At 44.9% G+C, this 21,798-nt stretch carries 18 protein-coding genes and 1 tRNA gene; 8 read left to right on the top strand and 11 right to left on the bottom strand.

Translation table 11 applies throughout. From position 1 onward, the window contains the following. Nucleotides 1–109 precede the first annotated feature (109 nt). Entirely contained in the window at nucleotides 110–823 is a 714-nt protein-coding gene (locus ACLGGO_RS20140; protein WP_446420641.1) for a response regulator transcription factor, read from the bottom strand. Nucleotides 824–1,540: 717 nt separating this feature from the next. Between ACLGGO_RS20140 and ACLGGO_RS20135 the strand changes: the two genes are divergently transcribed. After that, complete coding sequence (locus ACLGGO_RS20135; RefSeq protein WP_446420640.1) at nucleotides 1,541–2,962, top strand: NADP-dependent isocitrate dehydrogenase; 1,422 nt, start codon at nucleotides 1,541–1,543, stop codon at nucleotides 2,960–2,962. A 91-nt stretch (nucleotides 2,963–3,053) separates the two neighbouring features. Here the strand turns inward: ACLGGO_RS20135 and ACLGGO_RS20130 are convergent, their stop codons facing one another. The 4 genes from ACLGGO_RS20130 to ACLGGO_RS20115 form a co-directional block, all read right to left on the bottom strand. Beyond that, nucleotides 3,054–4,124 (bottom strand): hypothetical protein, encoded by a 1,071-nt coding sequence (locus ACLGGO_RS20130; protein ID WP_446420639.1) that lies wholly within the window; start codon nucleotides 4,122–4,124, stop codon nucleotides 3,054–3,056. A gap of 237 nt (nucleotides 4,125–4,361) precedes the next feature. After that, nucleotides 4,362–5,528 (bottom strand): LptF/LptG family permease, encoded by a 1,167-nt coding sequence (locus ACLGGO_RS20125; protein ID WP_446420638.1) that lies wholly within the window; start codon nucleotides 5,526–5,528, stop codon nucleotides 4,362–4,364. A 42-nt stretch (nucleotides 5,529–5,570) separates the two neighbouring features. Beyond that, nucleotides 5,571–6,299, bottom strand: a complete 729-nt coding sequence (lptB, locus tag ACLGGO_RS20120) for an LPS export ABC transporter ATP-binding protein (RefSeq protein WP_446335122.1) — start codon at nucleotides 6,297–6,299, stop codon at nucleotides 5,571–5,573. 222 nt (nucleotides 6,300–6,521) lie between these two features. Beyond that, nucleotides 6,522–7,016 (bottom strand): LptA/OstA family protein, encoded by a 495-nt coding sequence (locus ACLGGO_RS20115; RefSeq protein ID WP_446335123.1) that lies wholly within the window; start codon nucleotides 7,014–7,016, stop codon nucleotides 6,522–6,524. Here ACLGGO_RS20115 and ACLGGO_RS20110 point away from each other — a divergent pair. From ACLGGO_RS20110 to ACLGGO_RS20090, 5 genes are all read left to right on the top strand, one after another. After that, nucleotides 7,015–7,326 (top strand): hypothetical protein, encoded by a 312-nt coding sequence (locus ACLGGO_RS20110; protein ID WP_446420637.1) that lies wholly within the window; start codon nucleotides 7,015–7,017, stop codon nucleotides 7,324–7,326. The genes ACLGGO_RS20115 and ACLGGO_RS20110 overlap by 2 nt on opposite strands. A gap of 102 nt (nucleotides 7,327–7,428) precedes the next feature. After that, entirely contained in the window at nucleotides 7,429–8,025 is a 597-nt protein-coding gene (locus tag ACLGGO_RS20105; protein ID WP_446420636.1) for a gamma-glutamylcyclotransferase, read from the top strand. 210 nt (nucleotides 8,026–8,235) lie between these two features. Next, nucleotides 8,236–14,118 carry an AAA family ATPase gene (locus ACLGGO_RS20100; RefSeq protein ID WP_446420635.1) on the top strand — a complete coding sequence of 1,961 codons (5,883 nt, stop codon included), beginning with the start codon at nucleotides 8,236–8,238 and terminating at the stop codon, nucleotides 14,116–14,118. After that, nucleotides 14,102–14,548, top strand: a complete 447-nt coding sequence (locus tag ACLGGO_RS20095; protein ID WP_446335127.1) for a response regulator — start codon at nucleotides 14,102–14,104, stop codon at nucleotides 14,546–14,548. The genes ACLGGO_RS20100 and ACLGGO_RS20095 overlap by 17 nt, the downstream gene beginning before the upstream one ends. A gap of 10 nt (nucleotides 14,549–14,558) precedes the next feature. Next, nucleotides 14,559–15,326 carry a response regulator gene (locus ACLGGO_RS20090; protein ID WP_446335128.1) on the top strand — a complete coding sequence of 256 codons (768 nt, stop codon included), beginning with the start codon at nucleotides 14,559–14,561 and terminating at the stop codon, nucleotides 15,324–15,326. Nucleotides 15,327–15,823: 497 nt separating this feature from the next. Here ACLGGO_RS20090 and coaBC read toward each other — a convergent pair whose 3' ends face one another. The 6 genes from coaBC to ACLGGO_RS20060 all read right to left on the bottom strand — a co-directional run bounded on the left by coaBC (nucleotide 15,824) and on the right by ACLGGO_RS20060 (nucleotide 18,966). After that, a complete protein-coding gene (gene coaBC / locus ACLGGO_RS20085; RefSeq protein ID WP_446420634.1) occupies nucleotides 15,824–17,023 on the bottom strand; it encodes a bifunctional phosphopantothenoylcysteine decarboxylase/phosphopantothenate--cysteine ligase CoaBC in 1,200 nt (399 codons plus the stop codon). Further along, complete coding sequence (gene isiD, locus ACLGGO_RS20080; protein WP_446335130.1) at nucleotides 17,020–17,232, bottom strand: protein IsiD; 213 nt, start codon at nucleotides 17,230–17,232, stop codon at nucleotides 17,020–17,022. Before isiD ends, coaBC begins: the two co-directional genes overlap by 4 nt. A gap of 202 nt (nucleotides 17,233–17,434) precedes the next feature. Beyond that, nucleotides 17,435–17,508: transfer RNA gene (locus ACLGGO_RS20075), tRNA-Pro, on the bottom strand. 85 nt (nucleotides 17,509–17,593) lie between these two features. Beyond that, nucleotides 17,594–17,959 (bottom strand): DUF1818 family protein, encoded by a 366-nt coding sequence (locus tag ACLGGO_RS20070; RefSeq protein WP_446420643.1) that lies wholly within the window; start codon nucleotides 17,957–17,959, stop codon nucleotides 17,594–17,596. 78 nt (nucleotides 17,960–18,037) lie between these two features. Beyond that, a complete protein-coding gene (locus ACLGGO_RS20065) occupies nucleotides 18,038–18,328 on the bottom strand; it encodes a hypothetical protein (protein WP_446420633.1) in 291 nt (96 codons plus the stop codon). A gap of 176 nt (nucleotides 18,329–18,504) precedes the next feature. Then, nucleotides 18,505–18,966 carry a hypothetical protein gene (locus tag ACLGGO_RS20060; protein WP_446420632.1) on the bottom strand — a complete coding sequence of 154 codons (462 nt, stop codon included), beginning with the start codon at nucleotides 18,964–18,966 and terminating at the stop codon, nucleotides 18,505–18,507. Between the two features lie 689 nt (nucleotides 18,967–19,655). Here ACLGGO_RS20060 and ACLGGO_RS20055 point away from each other — a divergent pair. Together ACLGGO_RS20055 and ACLGGO_RS20050 are read left to right on the top strand one after the other, a co-directional pair. Beyond that, nucleotides 19,656–20,927: a lipid-A-disaccharide synthase-related protein gene (locus tag ACLGGO_RS20055; RefSeq protein WP_446420631.1), complete on the top strand. Its 1,272-nt coding sequence runs from the start codon at nucleotides 19,656–19,658 to the stop codon at nucleotides 20,925–20,927. An 81-nt stretch (nucleotides 20,928–21,008) separates the two neighbouring features. After that, nucleotides 21,009–21,422 carry a fasciclin domain-containing protein gene (locus ACLGGO_RS20050; RefSeq protein ID WP_446357810.1) on the top strand — a complete coding sequence of 138 codons (414 nt, stop codon included), beginning with the start codon at nucleotides 21,009–21,011 and terminating at the stop codon, nucleotides 21,420–21,422. The last annotated feature ends 376 nt before the right edge of the window (nucleotides 21,423–21,798 follow it).

Raw genomic sequence — 21,798 nt, 5'->3', positions numbered from 1 at the left:
CCCCTGCTCCCCCTACCCCCCCTGCTCCCCCTGCTCCCCCTACTCCCCCTGCTCCCCCTGCTCCCCCTACTCCCCCTGCTCCCCCTGCTCCCCCTACTTCCCCGCCTTCCTAACCATTGCTCGGAGGTTGATAACCATTTTCATAGGCAAAACGAATAAGCTGAGCGCGGTTTCCCAGCTTTAACTTATTGAGAATACTACTCAGGTGTGTTTGAACAGTACGCGGACTAATAAACAAGCGATTGCTGATTTGTTTATTCGTCAATCCTTGAATCACTTCCCAAAAAACTCGCTCTTCTGCAGGTGTCAACGGTAAAGGTGTAGGGGTGACAGTTTCTTCTGCCTGGGGTGGTGACACCTCGGTCGCTTGAGCGGTTTTGGCTTGGTTGGCTAACTCCGTGACGGCGGAACTGGCATTCAGCTGCATTAACTGAACAATCAGAGCATGAATGCGACGGGTTCTCTCAAGCTGAGCCTCGATTTTAGCCGCTAATTCTCTGGGATTAACAGGCTTAATCAGATAATCATCCGCTCCGATGGAGTGACCATGAATGCGGTCTTCTAGTTCTCCTTTGCCCGATAGAAAAATAAAAGGCATCAGTTGACCGGATGGAGTCGCCCTCAGACGGCGGCAAAATTCTATTCCATCCATCTCCGGCATCATCACATCAGAAACCACCAAGTCCGGTGGACTTTTGACACAAGCCTCCAAAGCTTCTGCCCCAGAACTCACCTGTTCAACCTGATATCCCATATTTTCCAGGGCGCGTGTCAAAGTAATGCGTAATGTTCTATCATCATCAACCACTAAAATTTTTTTCATCGTTGGTCGTCAGTCATGGGTCAAAAGGTTGAAGGTTAGGTTGGTGAGACGCTTTCCCTCAGAACATCCTTCCTTGGATAAGAAGCGTCTGGGCAATAGCAGGAATCAGGAGCAAAAAACTCTGTGTTGGTATTAGCCTAGCGACTTCAGTAGCGTATTGCCACAAACCTTCCCTGTAGAGAAGCCAGCCGGAGGACAGATTAGCCAACTCTGTGTAATCGGCTACTCCATCACACAGTCGGGTTGATGCCGAGCTACGCTCTATCGAGTAACAGAGTGCACAACAATAGCCAACACAGATGCTTTATTCCAGCATAATGGTTGAGTTCAGCGAGTGTCTAAACCCTAGACTATTGCGTCCAACCTTGTACTTGTATCGATAAACAGCAGCGACGCCATGGACAGGTAGCATCTCACATCTTGCACCAATCTCAATTAGCCACTTTTGTCTAGGGTGGGCAAGAGTTATCACCAAAGGAAATGCTTATATTATCGTCCGTTGCTCTTGCCCACCTCAAGGTCACTTGGAGTTTATAGGTAATGGGTAACTCACTAAACGTCCGTTATATTTGTTACCAATTTGTTGCCTTTTTATTCCTCATTTGGCAGTGATCTGCAAAAAAACTTAATAAAGTTCCCAGCCGCAGGGAGATCTGGTAACTTTTTCGGAGCATCAATTAATCGTGATGCTGATCTCAACCTTAGCCAAGGAGTTTTATGTACGAAAAAATCGCACCTCCAGATACGGGTTCTCGCATTACCTTCGACAATGGCAAACCCATCGTTCCTGATGATCCGATTATTCCCTTCATTCGGGGAGACGGCACAGGTGTCGATATCTGGCCCGCTACCCAAAAAGTCATTGACGCAGCGGTGCAAACTGCTTATGGTGGAAAGCGGAAAATTACCTGGTTTAAAATTTATGCCGGTGATGAAGCCTGCGATAAGTACGGCACGTATCAATATTTACCGGAAGACACCCTAACCGCGATTAAAGAATACGGTGTTGCCATCAAAGGACCGTTAACCACACCAATTGGGGGGGGTATTCGTTCTCTCAACGTCGCCTTACGCCAAATTAATGACCTCTATGCCTGCGTGCGTCCCTGCAAATATTACCCAGGGACACCATCGCCCCACAAACAACCCGATAAACTGGATTTGATTATCTACCGGGAGAACACAGAAGATATCTACCTGGGAATTGAGTGGCGCCAGGGCAGCGAAATTGCCGACAAACTGATATCTATTCTCAATAATGATCTGATTCCAGCCACGCCAGAACATGGTACAAAGCAGATTCGCCTTGACTCAGGCATTGGCATTAAACCCATCAGTAAAACCGGTTCTCAACGTCTGATTCGTCGCGCCATTGAACGCGCCTTAACCTTACCCAAAGCCAAGCAAATGGTTACCTTGGTGCATAAGGGTAATATTATGAAATACACCGAAGGTGCGTTTCGCGACTGGGGGTATGAACTGGCTACCACAGAATTTCGGGCGCAATGCGTTACCGAACGAGAATCTTGGATTCTGAGCAATAAAGAACATAAGCCGGATATCAGCCTCGAAGAAAATGCCCGTAAGATTGAACCCGGTTATGATGCCTTGACACCAGAAAAACGAGCTGAAGCGATGGCAGAAGTCGAAGGTGTTCTCAATGCCATCTGGGACACCCACGGGAATGGTCAGTGGAAAGAAAAAGTCATGGTCAATGACCGGATTGCGGACAGTATTTTCCAACAAATCCAGACTCGCCCAGATGAATACTCGATTCTGGCGACGATGAACCTGAATGGGGATTATCTATCCGACGCAGCGGCTGCCCTGGTGGGGGGTTTAGGCATGGGACCTGGTGCCAATATTGGTGACACCTGTGCAGTTTTTGAAGCCACCCACGGCACAGCACCCAAGCATGCAGGTTTAGACCGAATTAACCCCGGTTCACTCATTTTATCTGCTGTGATGATGTTGGAATATATGGGGTGGCAAGAAGCGGCTGATTTAATTACACGAGGAATTGGCGGTGCTATTTCTAACCGGGAAGTGACCTACGACTTAGCCCGAATGATGACGCCACGGGTTGAGTCACCGTTGAAGTGTTCTGAATTTGCGGACGCAATTATTAAACACTTCTAGTAAAATCTGCTGTCTGAGCGCAAATCCGCTATTCCTGTTCTTTTCTGGTTGTAGAGACGTTGCCGGCAACGTCTCTACAATGTCAAGTCGTTTAACGAGCATTTAATTGTGAGCGGTTGAGCTGACTCGGCTGCAACCCTGGTGTAATGGGTGTCGGATTATTTCCGACACTCGGAACAGTATTGGGTTGAGTCGGATATTGTCCAACATTAGCGGAGTTGGCAGGTGCTGTTGGCATCACAGGATAGTTGGTGACACCCGTTGCTGGGACTGGAGGGGCAGGAACTGAGGGATACATGGGCTGTCCAGCACCGTTATAAACTGTTCCATTCGGTGTCATCCCTGTGGGATAGGTGGGCTGTCCGGCACCATTGTAGCCAGAGACAGTCGGTACAGAAGCAGGAGGATAGCTAGGCTGTATTATCCCTCTGTTGATTGTCGTCCTTGGCACAGTGGGTAATGGAGTCCTGTTTTGTCCACTTGTTCCAGAGGTTGGCACGGTTTGACTGGGACTCGTATCAGAACGTTGAGTCAGTTGATCAGAATTTTTATTGCTCGTTTGAGACGCCTCTGTTCCTGACACCTCAGTCAATTCTTGGAAAGCATTCGCAGAAGTCGTGTCTGAGTTTGAGGAGGAAGACTCAGAACTCAACATATTCGGGTTGGGAAAGAGTCCCTTACCCGACAAAATATCCCCCATGAGGAACTCTTGTGAAGCTTTGGCAAAGGGATTGCTGGAGCTGGGTTTTGGCTCAGCAACGCTGTTTAGGAGTGAGGGAGCCGAGGTTGATGGCTGTTCTGGTGTCGATGCAATCAAAGAATTTTTTTTGTCACCCGACTTCGGGTCTGGTAAACTAGCCACAGCCAGAGCGTTCTGTTGGTCAAATTCCTCGATGAGGACTGCCGAACTGTCGATATCTGCCATGTTGGCGGCAAGTTCTTCAGCCGAAAGCGTGGTCTCATCCGTTGAATTCTCAAATTGCTCGCGGATTGGGTCTTCTTCTAAGAAACTCAACCAATTGGGATTTTTCCAATATTCCCAGACAAACAGCACGATTAAACCAAAACCCATGACTGATAGCCAAAATGTGGGTTGCCTTAAGGGTTGGAGTCGGGCTTTTAAATAGCGCAGATACGCAGGCACTTGATTGGGAGATGACATAGCGAAAGCCTGAAGTAGGATTTGACAAAAATTGAACTAACCGAGTCAGAATAAAGGAGATAATGTAACTTTTGTTACAGAAATAATTTAAAGGATTGATTTTTTATGAGCGTCAACGGTTGACTCTGTAGTGCAACCCACTAATTATATCCAATGTGATAGACTTTTCGATTCACCTGTTAGGATACGTTATACCACAATGCTGTTTGGTTGAGGGGTTTGGTGACCAAACCCCTACTATCGGGCGGATCGAATTAACAAAAATCCCCCAACAGCAAACCCCATCAGATTAGGCAACCACGCAGAGATTAAAGGAGGGAGGTAGTTACTCAATCCCAGAGCATCTCCGATCGCCATCAGCATATAATAGGCGAAAATAACTAACACGCTGATACCAAAGCCTGTGGCTTTACTGGTACGCTGAGGTCGATTGCCTAATGAGCCTCCAACTAAGCCAAAAACAACGCAAGCAAATGGTAAGGCAAATTTTTGATTGATGCGGATTTTGAGCTTGCGAATGTCATCCTCATCCCCACTCTGGCGCTCTAACTCTAGACGTTCTCTGGCTTGAGTGATGTTCATTTCATCGTAATCGCGGTCTTTTCTTGCCAAATCCAAGGGAATGCGAGGCAATTGTAGTTGTTGGTGTTCAAACCGCACGATGTTACGGTAAGAGGCATCCGGTGCTACTAAATAAATAGTACCGTTATAGAAATCCCAAGTACTTTGAGCTATATTCCAAATAGCTGAATCAGCAGTAACAATTTGGTTAAGACCTTGCTGAGACCAATCAAGAATCGTTAAACCCTTCATCCGCTCACCATCAAACTTTTGAGCGTAGAATAAGCGCTTAAGTAGATTGTCCTTGCTACCATCAGCCTGTTCAACCTCTCCATATTCTCGATAGAAGATGTTGCGCTCCTTGAAGGCGGGTTTTTCCTCCCCTAATGCCCGTTCTAAGGTGAGGGTAGCTTGATAGTTAGACGCGGGGACTACGTATTCATTAAATCCAAAGGTAACACCAGTAACAATAAAACTCAGTAATATTGCGGGTAGCACTAGGCGATAAATACTCACCCCACAGCTTCGCAAAGCAATCAGTTCACTGTCGCTAGAGAGACGGCTGTAGGTCAATAAAGTGGCTAAAAGAACAGATGTGGGAAAAGCATACGCCATGAACTGAGGTAAACTCAACAGCAGCACTTTCAGCACCAACGTAGCCGGTAGTCCTTCATCCACCGCTTTCCGCATCAAGTCAAATAAGCTACCAATCGTTACCCCCACTGATGAAAACATTCCCATACCAAATAAAAATGGGGGAATAAGTTCGGCGATAATATAACGATCCATCACCGATAAGCCAGGAATGAATGAGAAAAAAGGGAGAGATTTACGGACAGTCATGACTGGAGAAGTGTGCCAGACGCGCCATGGCGCGTCTGAGGATTATTGTTGAAACTCATCGCCCAAGTAATATTGCCGCACTAAGGGATTGTTGTAAAGTTCTTCAGCACTACCCGATGCCAGAATTTGTCCATCTCGCATGATATAGGCGCGATCGGTGATGGCTAGGGTTTCGCGAACATTATGATCTGTAATTAAAACTCCAATTTGGCGATCGCGCAATCGGGCAATAATTTTCTGAATCTCAGACACAGCAATCGGATCAACCCCCGCAAAGGGTTCATCTAAGAATAAAAACTTGGGACCTTCTACGCCTGAAGCTAACGCTCTTGCCAATTCTGTGCGACGGCGTTCACCCCCAGAAACTCGCCTCCCAATCGTATTCGCTGCTTTTTCCAGACCAAACTCTTCAATCAACGTTCGCAACCGCCAGCGCCATTCTTGACGCGGTACACCCGTTTGCTCTAGCACCAGTCGAATATTATCTCGAACCGTCAGATTACGAAAGATACTGGGTTCTTGTGCCAAATAGCCAATACCAAAACGCGCCCTCTGGTGCATCGGCTGCTTGGTGATGTCATTATCATCTAACCATACTGTCCCTTGATTCGGTTTTTCTATACCGATGGCAATGTAAAATGTGGTCGTTTTTCCTGCACCATTGGGTCCAAGCAGCCCCACAACTTCCCCTTGTGCCACAGACAGATTGACACGGTTAACGATAGACTTTTTGTTATAGGATTTATGAATATTCTCTAAAACAATTTTCAAGAATAGCCACCTCATTTGGGGAGTTTTGATATGTACAGACGTAGCATGGTACCTCTGTAGGGGCGGGTTTGACTACTATCATTGCCTGTCACCCAGATGTAACTAAACCCGCCCCGATTAGTGTTCAGTTGAAGGGTACTGACTGGTATGCTGGTGGGCAATGCCCACCCTACGGTATCTCAAGGGTTTTGGCGCTAACGAATAACAAATGACAAATAACAATTATGGCTCACTTACTGGAGTTTTGAACACAGGTTTTGGATTAAAGGGAGGAGTTACAGGCGGTGCAACCGATTGGGTTGGGGCTTCTGGATCAGACACAAGATAGATTGATTCAACCTGTTGTTGGGTTTTCGGTAGGGCAACAAAGCGTCCTTCATCAATTAAATAGGTAATGGTTTCACCTCGCAGACTATTACCTTGCTGCAAGACATAAACATTCCCCGTGAGCACAATGCGGCGTTCTCGACTAAAATATTGAGCTTGAGCCGCCGTTGCCTGAATTTGGCGAGCGGGATAATCAATCTGTACATTACCCCGTGCGGTGACAACACCAGTTTGAGAATTGGCTTCTTGAACATCTGCCCGAACCGTGATAGCACGTCCATCGCCAGTTTGGGCTTGGGCATCTTTGAGGGGAGTAGGAAGCGCCATCGCTCCCATAAGGCTAATTGGCAGTATCAGCGCTATGCCTAGACGCCGCTTCAGGTTAGCCATGTTAAATAAGCAGGACTTCATGGGTTTAGGAGTTAATAATACCAAAGTTCGCAATCTTGCTGTGGATAGTTTACGCCAAATATTCCTGGAAAGCCTAGAGGTTCTCCTGACTCGAAGACACCATCCTGGTTACGGAGGGGATTGGTCAACTCTGATGACGAGTCAGCACTCGCCAAAGTTTCAACTCTCTGGCTCAAAGCGTTGTAGCTTGATGCAGCTACCAGTGTTTTGTACTACCCACGTTCATCATATCGCCTCAGTTCATGCGATCGCCTTTGTGATTATACCAACTGGGTTGATTCCGGATTGAGCTACACTAATATGAAAAATCGGCTACAATTCGTTCTCCTGACTTAGTGGATAATATACAGCTTAAGCCTTTGCCGTTTATTATCTTAGTCTTTAGCCAGCGATGACAACTCAGCCTCATCGTCAAGATTCACCGTCACAGTCTCTTGAGCCGTCTTTGCCCGTAGCTAATGTGCTACAGTTTCCTCAGCCAGAGCCAACCTTTTACTACTTTGCCTATGGCTCCTGTATGTGTCCTGTTGATTTAAAGCGATCGCTAGGTGAAAGTACTCATGCTTTCGTCCTTGGTTCAGCTACTCTCCAAGGATATCGACTGGGATTTAACCGCAAATCAGTACGGCGTAACTGTGGTGTACTGGATATCGTACCCGATGTTAACGCAACGGTTGAAGGAGTCTTATACCGCCTACCTGAGCGATTTAGTGCTCCTCTAGATCACCGGGAAGAAGTACCCCATGGTGGCTATCGGCGAGAAACCGTAGAAGTTTCCTGTCAAGGGCGAGTCTATCCCGATGTCCGGACTTATGTAGTTGTGGAAAAATTAGCGGAAGAATTAGCACCGAACGATTGGTATTTTAATGTTGTGCTTCGCGGAGCTATTACTTGTGGACTCAGCGAAGCTTATTGCTGGCAACTCTTTAACCACATGCACCAGCTTCAACAGCGTCACTGGCAAACCCAATCCTTACGTTCTGCTTAGTCAGGCAACTCCTCACCGATAACTTACCCACAAAACCTGCCCAAGTGTCAAGAGTTATAACTTGACCCAATTAAGCGGGTTTAAGTTTAAATTAAATTTTCCAGGTAATCCCTCAAAAAAGAGACAGTTTCGCCTCAAGATGTTACCGTTTTTAAATAGACGTACCAGACTACGTCTGTAACATCGCATTACTACTAGGCAAATCCCACTGTGATCGTCCTTCCAGGTTACCAGATTCTCGCCAAAATCTATGAAAGCTCTAATTCTCTAGTTTATCGAGGAATCCGACAGCTCGATACTCAACCTGTTATTCTGAAAGTCCTCAAATCCGACTACCCCACGTCTGAAGAACTGAACCGCTACAAAAGTGAATACGAAATTACTCATCACTGGCGATTAGAGGGCGTTATTCACTCATACGACTTACTCGCTTATCAGAATACCTGGGTTATCGTGTTTGAAGATATTGGCGGAGACTCCTTAAAATTATTACTCAATAAAATAGAATTGTCTCTGTCCGATATTCTGGACATCGCGATTAAGATTACAGAGGGCTTAGGTGCAATCCACGCCGCTAATACGATTCATAAAGATATTAATCCATCGAATATTATTTTCAATCCGGCGACGGGACAAATTAAAATTATTGATTTTGGTATTGCTATTCGCTTATCCAGAGAAAATTATCCGCCAAAACAATCGCCGAGTTTAGAGGGTACTTTAGCCTATTTATCACCAGAGCAAACTGGACGGATGGATTGTCCTCTCGATTACCGCACGGATTTTTATTCCTTAGGTGTCACTCTTTATGAACTATTAACCCATCATCTCCCTTTCGATAAAGATGAACCCATGGAGTTGATTTATTGCCATCTAGCTCAACAACCCCTCCCTCCTCATGTAACGTTGCAGTCAAACGTAGTAGATGGGGAGGACAAGGGAGCAGAGGATCAGACGATCTGGGGAGCCGGGGAAGCCGAAAAAACTAACTTAAAACTCAAAACTCAAAACTTTCTCAATCGCCAATCCCTTTGTCCTAAAGCTATTTCCAATATTATCATGAAACTCCTGGAAAAAATGCCGCAAAGGCGATACCAGAGTGCTACAGGACTCAAAGCTGATTTAGAGCATTGTCGAGAACAGTTAAAAACAACTGGAATAATTCAAGAATTCCCCCTTGGATATCATGATCAGGGAAAATCGTTGCCAATTCCCCAAAAACTTTATGGTCGAGAACGTGAGATCAAAACACTCCTCGCTGCTTTTTTTCACCTAGCCTGTTTCCCCAAGAAGCAGGTAGTAAGGAATCACCCAAATGGACAACTTGAAATAATACTCCTCACTGGCTATGCTGGCGTTGGCAAATCATCCCTAGTTCATCAAGTACGTCCAGCTATTATCCAGCAGGGAAGTTATTTTATTTCCGGAAAGTTTGACCAATTTCAATGTAATATTCCTTACTCAGCCCTGGTCAATGCTTTTTCCAAATTAATCCGACAAATTTTAACTGAAAGTGAAGCAAAACTTAGACAATGGCGAGAGAAACTATTGGAATCCTTGGGTCGCAATGGAAAAATTATCATCGAGGTAATTCCGCAAGTCGAACTGATTATTGGGACTCAGCCTGAAGTCCCTGAATTAGGATTGGCTGAATCCCAAAATCGGTTTCATTTAGTATTTCAAGCCTTTATGGGGGTTTTTTGCCAACCTGAACATCCCCTAGTCATTTTTTTAGATGATTTACAATGGGCTGACGCGGCTACCCTCAAGTTGCTAGAATCAATTCTAACCGATGACCAAATCCACCATCTATTACTTATTGGTGCTTATCGAGACAATGAAGTTGATCCGAGTCATCCTTTAATGATCAGCTTGGATACAATTTGTAGTGTTGGCATTAGTATTAACCAGATTATTTTAAACCCCCTTAACCGAGAACAAGTTATCAGTTTAATTTCGGAAACATTACACCAAGATGAGCAAGCTGTTACCCCTTTAGCTGAATTGGTATTGCGTAAAACAGCCGGAAATCCTTTTTTCATTAAAGAATTCATCAAAACCCTTGCCCAGGAAAATCTAATTTTATTTAGTCCTTCTCCCTGCGGAAAATCCGGTCAGTGGACTTGGAGTATTGACCAGATTGAAGAAACAGCGATTACAGATAATGTAGTTAAATTGATGATTGAAAAGTTAAAAAAACTTCCTGAAACTACTCAGCAGGTTTTAGGTTTAGCCGCTTGTATGGGAAATTATTTTCCACTTGATTTAGTTGCCATAATTTATCAAAAAACACCCGATGAAACTTTTGGCGATTTAATTCCAGCAATTCAGTTAGGATTAATTGAACCCAAGTCAAAGCATTCAGAAACAAATTTTAATTTAATTCAGTATTATAAATTTTCCCACGATCGCGTCCAACAGGCGGTTGATGCTTTAATGGATAAAGTGACGAAAGAAGCCGTTCATTGGAAAATTGGTCGGCTGTTGCTTGCTAATCTTTCCCCGTCTCAAAAGTATGAGCGAATTTTTGATATTGTCGATCATCTCAATTGGAAATGTCAAGCTATCACCGATGATCAAGAACGACTTGAATTAACTCGGTTGAATTTAGCGGCTGCCAAAAAAGCTAAATTAGCAACAGCGTATATAGCGGCTAGAGATTATCTCAACTTAAGTCTACTGACTTTAAGCAAAACGAGCTGGAATGACCAATACATATTAACATTTAAAATTCACAAAGAGTTGGCTGAAATTGAATATCTTAATGGCAACTTTGAACAGTCACATTATTTAATCAATCAAACCTTAATTAAAGCTTCCTCAACTGTTGAACAGGCTGAACTTTATAACCTACTCATCGTTCAGTATACCATGCTGGCTAACTATGAGGAAGCGATTAGAGTGGGAAGCCAAGCCCTAAAACAACTGGGAATTGATTTTCCAAGCGCCAACTGGAAAAGAGCCTTAGATAGAGAAGTCGCTGACTTAAAATTCTATTTAGGCGATCGCGAAATCGCTAGTTTAATTGATTTACCAGATATGACCGACGTTGTAAAAAAAGCGGCGGTAAAGCTACTGTTGAGTCTAGATCCTCCCACTTATTTCTTGGATCAAGATATTTATGCTTGGGTTACCGTAAAACTTGTTAATTTATCCCTCCAATATGGCAATGCTCCAGAATCCTCTAAAGGTTATTCTAATTATGGATTATTACTAGGTTCGCTTTGGGGAGATTATCAAGGGGGGTATGCCTTTGGCTTACTGGCTTGCCAATTAAGTAAAACCTATAATAATCCCGTTTATATAGGTCGAACCCATCATTTTTTGGCGACATTTTTAAACGCCTGGATCAAGCCGATTCAATGTGCAGAATTCATTAATCGTGACGCTTATGAAGCGGGAATGGAAGCTGGGGATTTCCAATATGTTGGCTATACCTTAAACAATCAGTTGTATAATGCATTCAATCAGGGCTCAAACTTAACAAATGTACTCATCCAAACCCATAAAATTTTGCGCTTTAGCCGCAAAACTCAAAACAAATGGGTAACGGATATGATTTTAGCCTGTCAACTACCTGTATTTAACTTATCTGGAAAAACTGAAAATAAATGGGCATTTGATACGGATGAGATTAGTGAGGCACATTATTTAGACACCTGTAATACGCATCATACCTTTAGTGGTATTTGTACATTTTACAGTATTAGGGCTTGGGTTCTTTATTTATACAATAAACCCGAAGCTGCGCTTACTTCTATTAAAAAAGCAGAAAAGTATCTGCCGTTTATTCTAGGCTTATTAACTCAAGCTGAATATAATTTTTATACATCACTGATCCTAACAGCACTCTATACCAAGGCTACGGATAGTAAGCAAACTGACTATTGGCAAACATTGATTGTTAATCAAAATCAGATGAAAAACTGGGCAGAGAATTGCCCAGAAAATTTTTTGCATAAATATGTGTTGATTGATGCAGAAATGGCACAGATTTCTGGTCAAACGGACAAGGCGATGGATCTTTATGATCGGGCTATTGCTTTAGCTAAAACCAATGAATTTACTCACCATGAAGCATTAGGAAATGAACTAGCCGCTAAGTTTTGGTTGAGCAAAGGCAAAGTAGACTTCGCTAAACTTTATTTGCAAAAAGCCCGCCATGGGTATCAACATTGGGGTGCCCAGCGAAAGGTTGAAGAGTTGGAGAAAACCTATCCTCACTTGCTTACTGAAGCATTAGCCTCGGTTAAAATCAAAGACACGCTCACTAATTCACCTATGGACTCAGTTTCGGGGAATTATCTGGCAGCGGTGCTAGATTTTAGCACTATTGTGAAAACATTCCAAGCGCTTTCCAGTGAAATGGCGCTGGATAAATTGCTCACTAGCTTAATGAAAATTTTAATAGAAAATGCTGGCGCTACCCAAGGTGTTTTAATATTGGATCGGGAGGGACAGTTACTGATTGAAGCAACCTATAGAGGGAATTTAGATAATATTGCTGTTTTACAATCGATTCCCCTGGAAAGTAGCCAAGATATTCCCACCGCGATTATTCATTATGTCAACCGGACTCAAGAACTGTTAGTGTTAAATGATGCCACCTCTGAGGATAAATTTCTTACCGATGCCTACATTCAGCACAATCAACCGAAATCTATAGTTTGTGCGCCGCTGCTGAATCAAGGACAATTGATCGGACTCTTTTATCTGGAAAATAATTTAGCGACTGGTGCATTTACGCCAGAACGAGTTGAACTCTTACATTTAATATCGGCACAAGCTGCCATTTCGATTAAAAATGCTCGTTTGTGGCAAAAGCAAGCGGAACTCAATCATTCGTTACAGTCGGAAATTGCGGAACGGAAATCCACGGAAATAGCTTTACGTAAAAGTGAGGGACTTTATCGAACCCTGACGCAAAATTTTCCCAATGGCAGTGTTTTATTATTTGATCAAAATTTACGCTTCTTGTTAGCAGAAGGGGAGGGGGTAAGGGCTGGCGGCTTTGAACCTGAACAGTTAAAAGGAAAAACTATTACAGATGTCTTATCACCCGATGTTTGTAAAATAATCGAACCGCTGTATCAGTCAGCGTTAGCCGGAGAAACAAAGGTATCTGAAATGAAGTTTGCCGATCGCACGCATCAATTGTATACTCTTCCGGTTAAAAATGAGCGGGGTGAAATTTTTGCTGGGATGGTGATGTCTCAAGATATCACCCTACAAAAACAAGCGGAACATGTCTTACAAAATGCGCGAGAAGAATTAGAACGGCAAGTTGAGGAACGAACCAAAGCCTTAATTGCCATGAATGCCGTTTTACAGGCGGAAATTGCTGAACGTCGCGATGCGGAAGTAAAACTCAAAGAACTGACTCAGGAATTGCAACGTTCTAATCAAGAATTAGAACAATTTGCCTATATCGCTTCTCACGATTTGCAAGAACCGTTACGCGCTGTGGCAAGTTATACACAACTATTACAACAAGACTACTTAGATCAACTCGATGAATCCGCTCAAGACTATATGGAGTTTATTATTGATGGCGCCACCCGAATGCGCCAGTTGATTCAAGCCTTGCTGATGTATTCTCGCCTAGGGACTCGTCCACCAGAGGAGAAACCCACAGACTGTAATGCTATACTACGTCAGGTAACTGAGAATTTACAGGTCGCGATCGCAGAATGTCAAGGGACGATTACCTACAATTCTCTCCCCACGGTTCCGGCTGATCCGACTCAACTGATCCAACTGTTTCAAAATTTAATCGGAAATGCGATCAAATTCTGCCGCGAGCGCCCTCCCCACGTCCACATTGAGGCACAATTGATAGAGAATGCATGGCTGTTTCAGGTAAAGGATAATGGAATTGGGATTAAACCCAAATACCTCGACCGTATCTTTGTCATCTTCAAACGCCTCCATACCCGCCGCGAGTTTTCGGGTACGGGTATTGGTTTAGCCGTTTGTAAGAAAATTGTCGAACGCCACGGTGGACGGATTTGGGTGGAATCTCAGCCTGGAGTTGGTAGCACCTTTTTCTTTACTCTTCCCTGTTTGATATCCTCTAATGAGCAGCCGTTATAGATTCAGACCCATTGAAATTCTACTCGTTGAAGATTCCCCCAGTGACGCCAATCTCATCCGGATTAGCTTTAAGCAAGCTAAAATTGCCAACACCCTGCATTGGGTGGAAGATGGGGAAACCGCCCTAGAATACTTACTTCAGCAAGGGGATTATGGGAACACTCCCCGTCCCGATTTGATTGTGTTGGATCTCAATTTACCAGGAATGGATGGTCAAGAAGTATTAACCTCGGTCAAATCAGATCCCACGCTCAAACGGATTCCAGTGATTGTTCTCACCACCTCAGAGGATGAAGAGGATATACTCAAGTCTTATGAGCTTAATGCCAACTGCTATATTACCAAACCTATCGATATTCAACAGTTTATGCGAATGGTTCAGTTATTGGAAGAATTTTGGTTAGCGGCGGTTCAATTGCCCTCGGAGTGATACCAGTCCTATGGACAAACAACAAATTCATGTCCTATTAGTGGAGGATAGCCCCAGTGATGCTCGCTTGCAGCGTCACCGATTTTCACGCTTAGATCCGAACGAATGGCAACTGTATCATGTTGAACGACTCGCTGATGCGATTGAGAGTTGTGCTAATCTCCCCATTGATGTGGTTTTGTTAGACCTGAATCTTCCTGATGCTGATGGCTTAGACACCGTTACTGAATTCCGAGAGGCTATTCCCCATCTTCCCATTGTCGTGTTAACGGGAAATAACGACGAAGAATTGGCACTGGGGGCAATGGCTTATGGGGCGCAAGATTATTTGCTCAAGGATGATATTACAATTCCCCTATTAGTGAAAACAATTCGCTATGGGATTGAACGGGGACAAATTATCAAAAAACTCCAGGACAGTGAACGACGTTTCCGGGGAATTTTTAATCAAACCTTTCAATCCATGATGTTGCTGACACCAGAAGGATTGATCGTGGATATCAATCAAACGGCATTAAATTCGAGTGGCTATAAATTAGATAATTTGCTAGGTTTACCCCTGTGGCAACTGGATTGTTGGAATCACTGTCAATCTCTACAACAGTGGTTGAAAACGGCGATAAAAAAGGCGGCTGACGGTGATTTGGTTCGTCAGGACGTCCAGTTTCGGAAACGGGAAAGCGTGATGGTTCGCATGGATGTTTCCCTTAAACCGTTAAAAGATGAGGAAGGAAAGGTTGTTTTAATCATTGCCGAAGGGCGAGACATTAATGATTGACCGAAAAATTGGGTCACAAGCCTCCCCCTTCGAGGGGGAATTTTGTGCTATGATAACAATGGTTGAAAAACCCGCATTCGCTTGCAGCGATATACACTCATTATGAGTTGAAACCGGGACTGAGCCAGCAATAGGGAAAGACTGAAGGGCAACGGACGACCCGACCTGGAGGCAAACAAAAAGCATTATTTGTGTTTTTTGATCTAAACGATACATGTAGTCGCGGGAGGGCATTCCGAGACTTAAAACGGACAGGGAGCGCGTGTAAGACCTCTTTGAGGCAGTGTGCGTAGAGCTGTCAACCCCAATCAGCGACTCTAGGCGTTTGGTAGCTAACCCCCTAGGGCGTGGTGAGGAATCGCCGTCCTTGTAGGGCGGTGAGGATGTCAAATTCGTCTTCCTAACATCTGTAGAGACGTAGCATGCTACGTCTCTACTTTGTTGGTGTTCTCGAAGATTCCCTAAAGTGCTGGCAGTCTCAGGCACTAAAGTGCCCACTACAAACCTATAAAATCAAATAAGGCGTGGGCTAGCTCAAGTTTGTGGCACGGTTGAACCGACTTTTGACGTCCTTGTTTATCAATGAAAATAGCTTGATTCGTGTCGCTGGCGAATCCTACATTAGGCAGATCAATGGGATTAGCCGCGATCGCGTCTAAATTCTTGGCGTTTAATTTTTCTAAAGCCGGCTTGACAATATCGCCTGTTTGTGCTGCGAAGCCAATTAACTGTTGATGGGTTTGTTTGCGCCGTCCGAGTTCTGCCAAAATATCGGGTACAGGTTCTAAATTTAAGGCAGTCGGAAGCTGGGCTTTGGGCAATTTCTCGGATGCATAATCGGCAGGTTTGACATCAGCTACGGCGGCTGCCATGATTACCAGATCCGCTTCTGGGAAATACGCTAACATTACCTGAGCCATTTGTGCGGCACTGACGACTGAAACTGCCTGAATATTCGGGGGAATGGGTTCAGCTAAGGGCGCATGAACTAATGTTACGATTGCTCCCCGATCCTTGGCGGCTTGTGCCAATGCCAGTCCCATTTTACCCGTAGAGGGGTTACCAATGAAGCGCACGGGGTCTAAATGTTCTCTGGTGCCACCGGTACTAATTAAAACCTTTTTCCCGACTAAATCCCGCTTACCGCCTGTGTATAACAACGAATGAATGGAAGTAAGAATTTCTCTGGGTTCTGCCAATCGTCCTGCACCGACGCGATCGCACGCCAATCGTCCTGCACCAGGTCCTACGGTATGATACCTGGAATCGCTCAAAACTTCCTGCCAATTCCGCTGTACCGCCTGCTGTTCCCACATATCCGTATTCATTGCTGGGGCAAGGAGTATGGGACAAGGGGAGGCGAGAACGGTATTGGTTAATAAATTATCGGCTAAACCGTGAGCTAACTTGCCCAAGGTGTTAGCGGTAAGCGGGGCGATCACGAATAAATCAGCCCATTCGCCCAACTCGATATGAACTGGGCGATCGTGAATTGGCTGCCAAAATAGGCGATCGGTATAAGCCTGATGGCGCGATAGGGTGGAGATTGTCAGGGGTGTGATGAACTCTTGAGCCGCTTGGGTGAGAATAACCCGAACTTGCACCTGAGCCTGAAACAGAGTAGAAATGACCTGACAAACTTTATAGGCGGCGATACCACCGCCTATACCTATCAATACTCGCCTAGACTCATTCACGCTTCATCATAGGCTTCTAGGTCTAGCAAGTAGAGGTAGGGTTCTGCTAACTCTGGACGTTGGAAGGCTAGCGCCCGCAGCAAATGCCAGTCATCTAGTCCCGCAAACGCATTGTCGTAATCGTCTCGTTCTAAACGTCCAGCTAATTCAGTAACATCCTGTTCCGTGAAAGCCGACAAATCACGCTGGGACATGGTTAACGTTGCCATTGCTCACGCCTCTCTTGAATCGGATTAATGTACACTGCGGAGAGCACTATTACTGCCGCGTTTCTATTATCGCCATTCCACAACAGAACTGGGGATTTTTTTTGTGAAGGCTTTGTAAGGTTTTTCGGATTGAATCATGAATCCCAAACCCAAGAATTAACCCTAGAGAAATAAACAACATCTCTAGGGTCAACTTTTGCGATCGGAGCGGCGGGATTTGAACCCACGACCCCCACTACCCCAAAGTGGTGCGCTACCAAGCTGCGCTACGCCCCGCGAAACCTTCCCTAGATTATCATAAGATCTATCATTTTAACAACTTTAGATATTTTTCCCATTTATCGCCACGTCTGGAACCCTCTCAAAAGACTTTTAGAGACTGAGCCGCTTGCAGCAAACCCGGAACAGCTTGGGCTTGCCAACTTCCCTCACAACGACGTTCCTGGTTCAAAATTAAGCGTAGCGTATAGGCACAGGGATAGCCTTCCACTTCCATCCAGAGCAAGTCACTCTCAGCTTCACAGGTGATTTTCTCCTCATCGACTAACTCATCAGCGATGTCTTCAATAGCTTGAGCAAGCTGTGCTAACAATCGACAAAAATCGTCTAACTCCGCCTGAGTCAGCTCAATTGCCCACTCATCAGTACCCACTAACCCCTGGTAATGAGTTGCCTGAGGATTCCAACCTAGACGCCAACCTGAGCCACTTTTGACAATCCGTTCCATGGTCATTGGTCATTGGTCATTGGTCATTTGTCAGGGTTTGAGGAACATTTATATAACTTAACTTGAATCATGATTGCTTCATTGCTTTTCCAACCAATCTCGGATTACCATCTCAACGGTATGAGGAGATACCCCAACCAACATGGCAAGAGCTTCTACCAACAGGGCAAAATCTAGCATTCGGGAAATTGTTTCAGCGCCAAAGAAGCCCAAAAACTGATTCAAAATTTGCTGGACTCGTTGTGCAGGTGTTGAGTGATCCGTTATTTGCATCATTAGTCGCACCCATTGGCGGCGAATTAAATAAGCTCGTTTGCGCTCATCGGCTGATTCTGGAGTGAGTAAATTCAGATCTCCCACAGATATCACGGTAATATCCTCATCTGGAGCATTATTAAGTAGGTTGGTGGAAATAAACTCAACCTTATGAAGTTATGTTAACAAGCCTCAAACCCTTACAAATTTCCCCTTGCTTCCCCAGCTTCCCCAGCTTCCCCAGCTTCCCCCGCTCCCCCTCACCACAACACTTATTCAGCAGACCCTACTTAGTTCCTTGGCGAATCTCGAATTATCTGAATTGTATAAGGAAATACACCCACCAACAGGGCAAAGGCTTCGTCAGGTATTTTGGCAATTGTTTCGGCATCAAAAAAGCCCTCAAACTGACTCAGAATCTTCTGGGCACGTTTGGCTGATGTGGGATGATTGGTTATTTGTATCGTTAGTTGCGCCCACTGGCGGCGAATTAAACAAGCACGTTTTCGCTCATCGGCTGATTCTGGAGTGAGCAACCTCATATCCCCCACAGGTATCACTTGCCGACAATCATGATCAAATATTCCACCGACGGCGGCACCAGGTCCAGCAAACTCGGCGTGATAACGTTTATAGATAATTAAACCATTCCGACGACACGGATCAACAATTGATAACTGATTATTTAACCCAAATTTTTCAGTCATTGATAATTTTGGCTTTTCGGATGGGATACCTAAAGCCGATGTCATTGATGATTTGGATGGTTCAGGCGAGACACCTGAATCTAATGTCTCTGTGCTTGGTTTGTCCGATTCCGGGGATAATTTAGGCGAATGATTCACTATCAAAGAATGATTGGAACTCTCCAGACCTGGATTTTTAGGCTGGTTCATTGTCACTAGGGCAGGGGTTTACTCCTGTTTTAACGCAATCGCCGTTGTGCTTATCTACAAACTCCTAATCGCTGCCAATTGAGCCAGGATTGCATCCTCAGTGTCATAGTCCAGCAATTCTGGTGCTGCTTCTGAGGAAACGGTTTCAGGCGGCTGAATTCTTTCCCACTCAATGGTACGCTGAGAGTGCTTTTGCTAAGAGGACTGGTTCTATATAATCCAATTCCTGGCGGATGCGGGTAGAATCGACCACCCAATACTGTTCTAAATTGTAGGGCAAACTCCAACTGTCTGGCATTAGGGATGGCGACGCAATCACGACTTCACCGTTTTATCCAGCCACTTGCCCAATGCGTCTAATCCGTTGTGCTTCCGTTGGAAATTGTGCCTCTGCTATATTGTAAACCTTACCAGTGGCTCGGTCATCGGTAATCGCCATGTATTGATTAACGAAGTATCAACATCAATGTGATAGCTGCCTCTTAAAAACTGTTCCCTGTTGTTTAAGGTAAATTTATAGTGGCATTTAGCACCCATTATCAACTATGCAACTGCTGTGCATCAGCAACGGTCACGGAGAAGATGTTATTGCTGTCCGAATTTTACAGGAACTCAACGCTAACTCAGATGCGCCGGAATTAGCAGCATTGCCGTTAGTGGGTGAAGGTGCAGCCTATAGGCAATTGGATATTCCGATTGTCGGACCGGTGCAAACAATGCCCTCTGGTGGTTTTATCTATATGGAAGGGCGTCACCTGCTGCAGGATGTGCAGAGTGGTTTGCTGCAATTGACATGGGCACAATTGAAAGCTGTTCGCCGTTGGGCTAAACGGGGAGGGGTTATTTTAGCGGTGGGGGATATTGTACCACTTTTGTTTGCCTGGTTGAGTGACGCCCCCTACGCCTTTGTCGGGACGGCTAAATCGGAGTATTATCTGCGGGATGAAGCGGGATGGTTACCGAATCGTCAGCGCCGGGAAGGATGGTCCGGTTCTGTGTATTTGCCGTGGGAACGTTGGTTGATGAGTCGCAAGCGCTGCAAGGCGGTGTTTCCTAGAGATAAACTAACGACAGAAATTTTGCAAAAATGGTCAATTCCGGCGTTGGATTTAGGGAACCCAATGATGGATGGGATTGAACCCGAACAGCCAGAACCGATATTCTATGAACTTGATGCTGAACAAAAAGAGATGCAGCGTCCTTTGGTGGTTACCTTATTGCCCGGTTCGAGAATACCAGAAGCCTACCAGAATTGGCAGAAAATCGCCCTAGCTGCGAATGGGTTATTAGATGCTTACCAGGAACGATCTGTGGTGTTTCTCGGCGCGATCGCACCCGCTTTAAGTCTTGAACCCCTACAAGAAACGTTGACCGGGTACGGATGGCGTCAGCAGCCTATAGAAGACATCGAGGTGAATCTGAAGTTAAATGACCCAACCGCGATCGCGTTTACCCAAAAGAATGGCACATTGGTACTAACTCAAGAAGATTATAACCTTTGCCTGCTCAAAGCAGACTGCTGCATTGCCATGGCAGGAACCGCAACCGAACAATTTGTCGGATTAGGAAAACCTGCGATCGCGATTCCTGGAACGGGTCCTCAATACACCCCAGCTTTTGCCGAAGCGCAAACGCGACTATTAGGACCATCCTTAATTTTAGTCGAACAACCGGAGCGAGTTGTCCAAGTCCTACAGAAGTTGTTACGAGATCCTGATCGCTTGCAACTGATTGCCGAAAATGGTCGCCGTCGTATGGGTCAATCTGGTGCAGCGCGGCGCATTGCCGATTGTTTGATGGAACGATTTGAGAGATAATTCTAACCTTTGAAAGATGTTAGTTTCAGAGAAACTATTGTATCCCTGAACAGGAGATGCACTAAAAACACGATAAAACTCATGCCCAATCTCGTCGAGACTGCCATCAACGCTGGTTCGTTCAACACCCTAGTCAAGGCGGTTGAGGCTGCCAATTTAGTCGATATCCTCAAGAGTCCTGGTCCCTACACCGTTTTTGCACCTGTCGATGAGGCATTTGCTAAACTGCCAGAGGGAACCTTAGACACTCTATTGCAGGATATTCCCAAACTCAAGAAAATTCTTACCTATCATGTTGTCTCCGGAGATGTCAGAAGCGATAACCTGCTAGAGTTACAAGAAGTGCCAACTCTGGAAGGTTCAATATTAGTGATCGATACATCCAGTGGTTATAAAGTGAATCAGGCGATCGTGGTTAAACCGGATATCCTGGCGGATAACGGTGTCATTCATGTGATTGATTCAATCTTGATGCCAGCAATAATGTCCAGTTAATTTTTTTTTGATGTTACGTACTCAGTCACTAATTTGTTAGTTTTAACGTAATCACGGAAGTCCTTACCTTCAGCGATAGCAAGGTAAGGATGGACAGTGGGAAATCTCCAGACACGGAGATTTCCAAATTACATTGGCTAGATGCAATTTTTTAGTGTTATAATAACAGTAACTCTCCTAGGTCTACCTTCTAATGCATGGGAAGACAGATGGTCGATGCTTGGTGTGATAGAGATGTAGTCCTTGCGCGTTAATGAACTCGACCACCGTTCGCTTTTATAGCGTCCTCCAAAAGAATAGCGCAAGATGCCTATTGGCACTATTCGGTTAGTATTCTAACCATAAACCGCGAAAACCAAGCGGACTAACAAAATAT

The sequence above is a fragment of the Coleofasciculus sp. genome, from assembly GCF_046565525.1.
Classification (GTDB): domain Bacteria; phylum Cyanobacteriota; class Cyanobacteriia; order Cyanobacteriales; family Coleofasciculaceae; genus Coleofasciculus.
Note: the sequence above shows the minus strand (reverse complement) of the source record. Positions and strands in the feature narration are given on the sequence as shown.

Bases quoted from the DNA above. Each gene is read 5' to 3' on its own strand.
- ACLGGO_RS20140 (WP_446420641.1), bottom strand. From the start codon at position 823: ATGAAAAAAATTTTAGTGGTTGATGATGATAGAACATTACGCATTACT.
- ACLGGO_RS20135 (WP_446420640.1), top strand. From the start codon at position 1,541: ATGTACGAAAAAATCGCACCTCCAGATACGGGTTCTCGCATTACCTTC.
- ACLGGO_RS20130 (WP_446420639.1), bottom strand. From the start codon at position 4,124: ATGTCATCTCCCAATCAAGTGCCTGCGTATCTGCGCTATTTAAAAGCC.
- ACLGGO_RS20125 (WP_446420638.1), bottom strand. From the start codon at position 5,528: ATGACTGTCCGTAAATCTCTCCCTTTTTTCTCATTCATTCCTGGCTTA.
- ACLGGO_RS20110 (WP_446420637.1), top strand. From the start codon at position 7,015: ATGTTAAATAAGCAGGACTTCATGGGTTTAGGAGTTAATAATACCAAA.
- ACLGGO_RS20115 (WP_446335123.1), bottom strand. From the start codon at position 7,016: ATGGCTAACCTGAAGCGGCGTCTAGGCATAGCGCTGATACTGCCAATT.
- ACLGGO_RS20105 (WP_446420636.1), top strand. From the start codon at position 7,429: ATGACAACTCAGCCTCATCGTCAAGATTCACCGTCACAGTCTCTTGAG.
- ACLGGO_RS20095 (WP_446335127.1), top strand. From the start codon at position 14,102: ATGAGCAGCCGTTATAGATTCAGACCCATTGAAATTCTACTCGTTGAA.
- ACLGGO_RS20090 (WP_446335128.1), top strand. From the start codon at position 14,559: ATGGACAAACAACAAATTCATGTCCTATTAGTGGAGGATAGCCCCAGT.
- isiD (WP_446335130.1), bottom strand. From the start codon at position 17,232: ATGGCAACGTTAACCATGTCCCAGCGTGATTTGTCGGCTTTCACGGAA.
- ACLGGO_RS20070 (WP_446420643.1), bottom strand. From the start codon at position 17,959: ATGGAACGGATTGTCAAAAGTGGCTCAGGTTGGCGTCTAGGTTGGAAT.
- ACLGGO_RS20060 (WP_446420632.1), bottom strand. From the start codon at position 18,966: ATGACATCGGCTTTAGGTATCCCATCCGAAAAGCCAAAATTATCAATG.
- ACLGGO_RS20055 (WP_446420631.1), top strand. From the start codon at position 19,656: ATGCAACTGCTGTGCATCAGCAACGGTCACGGAGAAGATGTTATTGCT.
- ACLGGO_RS20050 (WP_446357810.1), top strand. From the start codon at position 21,009: ATGCCCAATCTCGTCGAGACTGCCATCAACGCTGGTTCGTTCAACACC.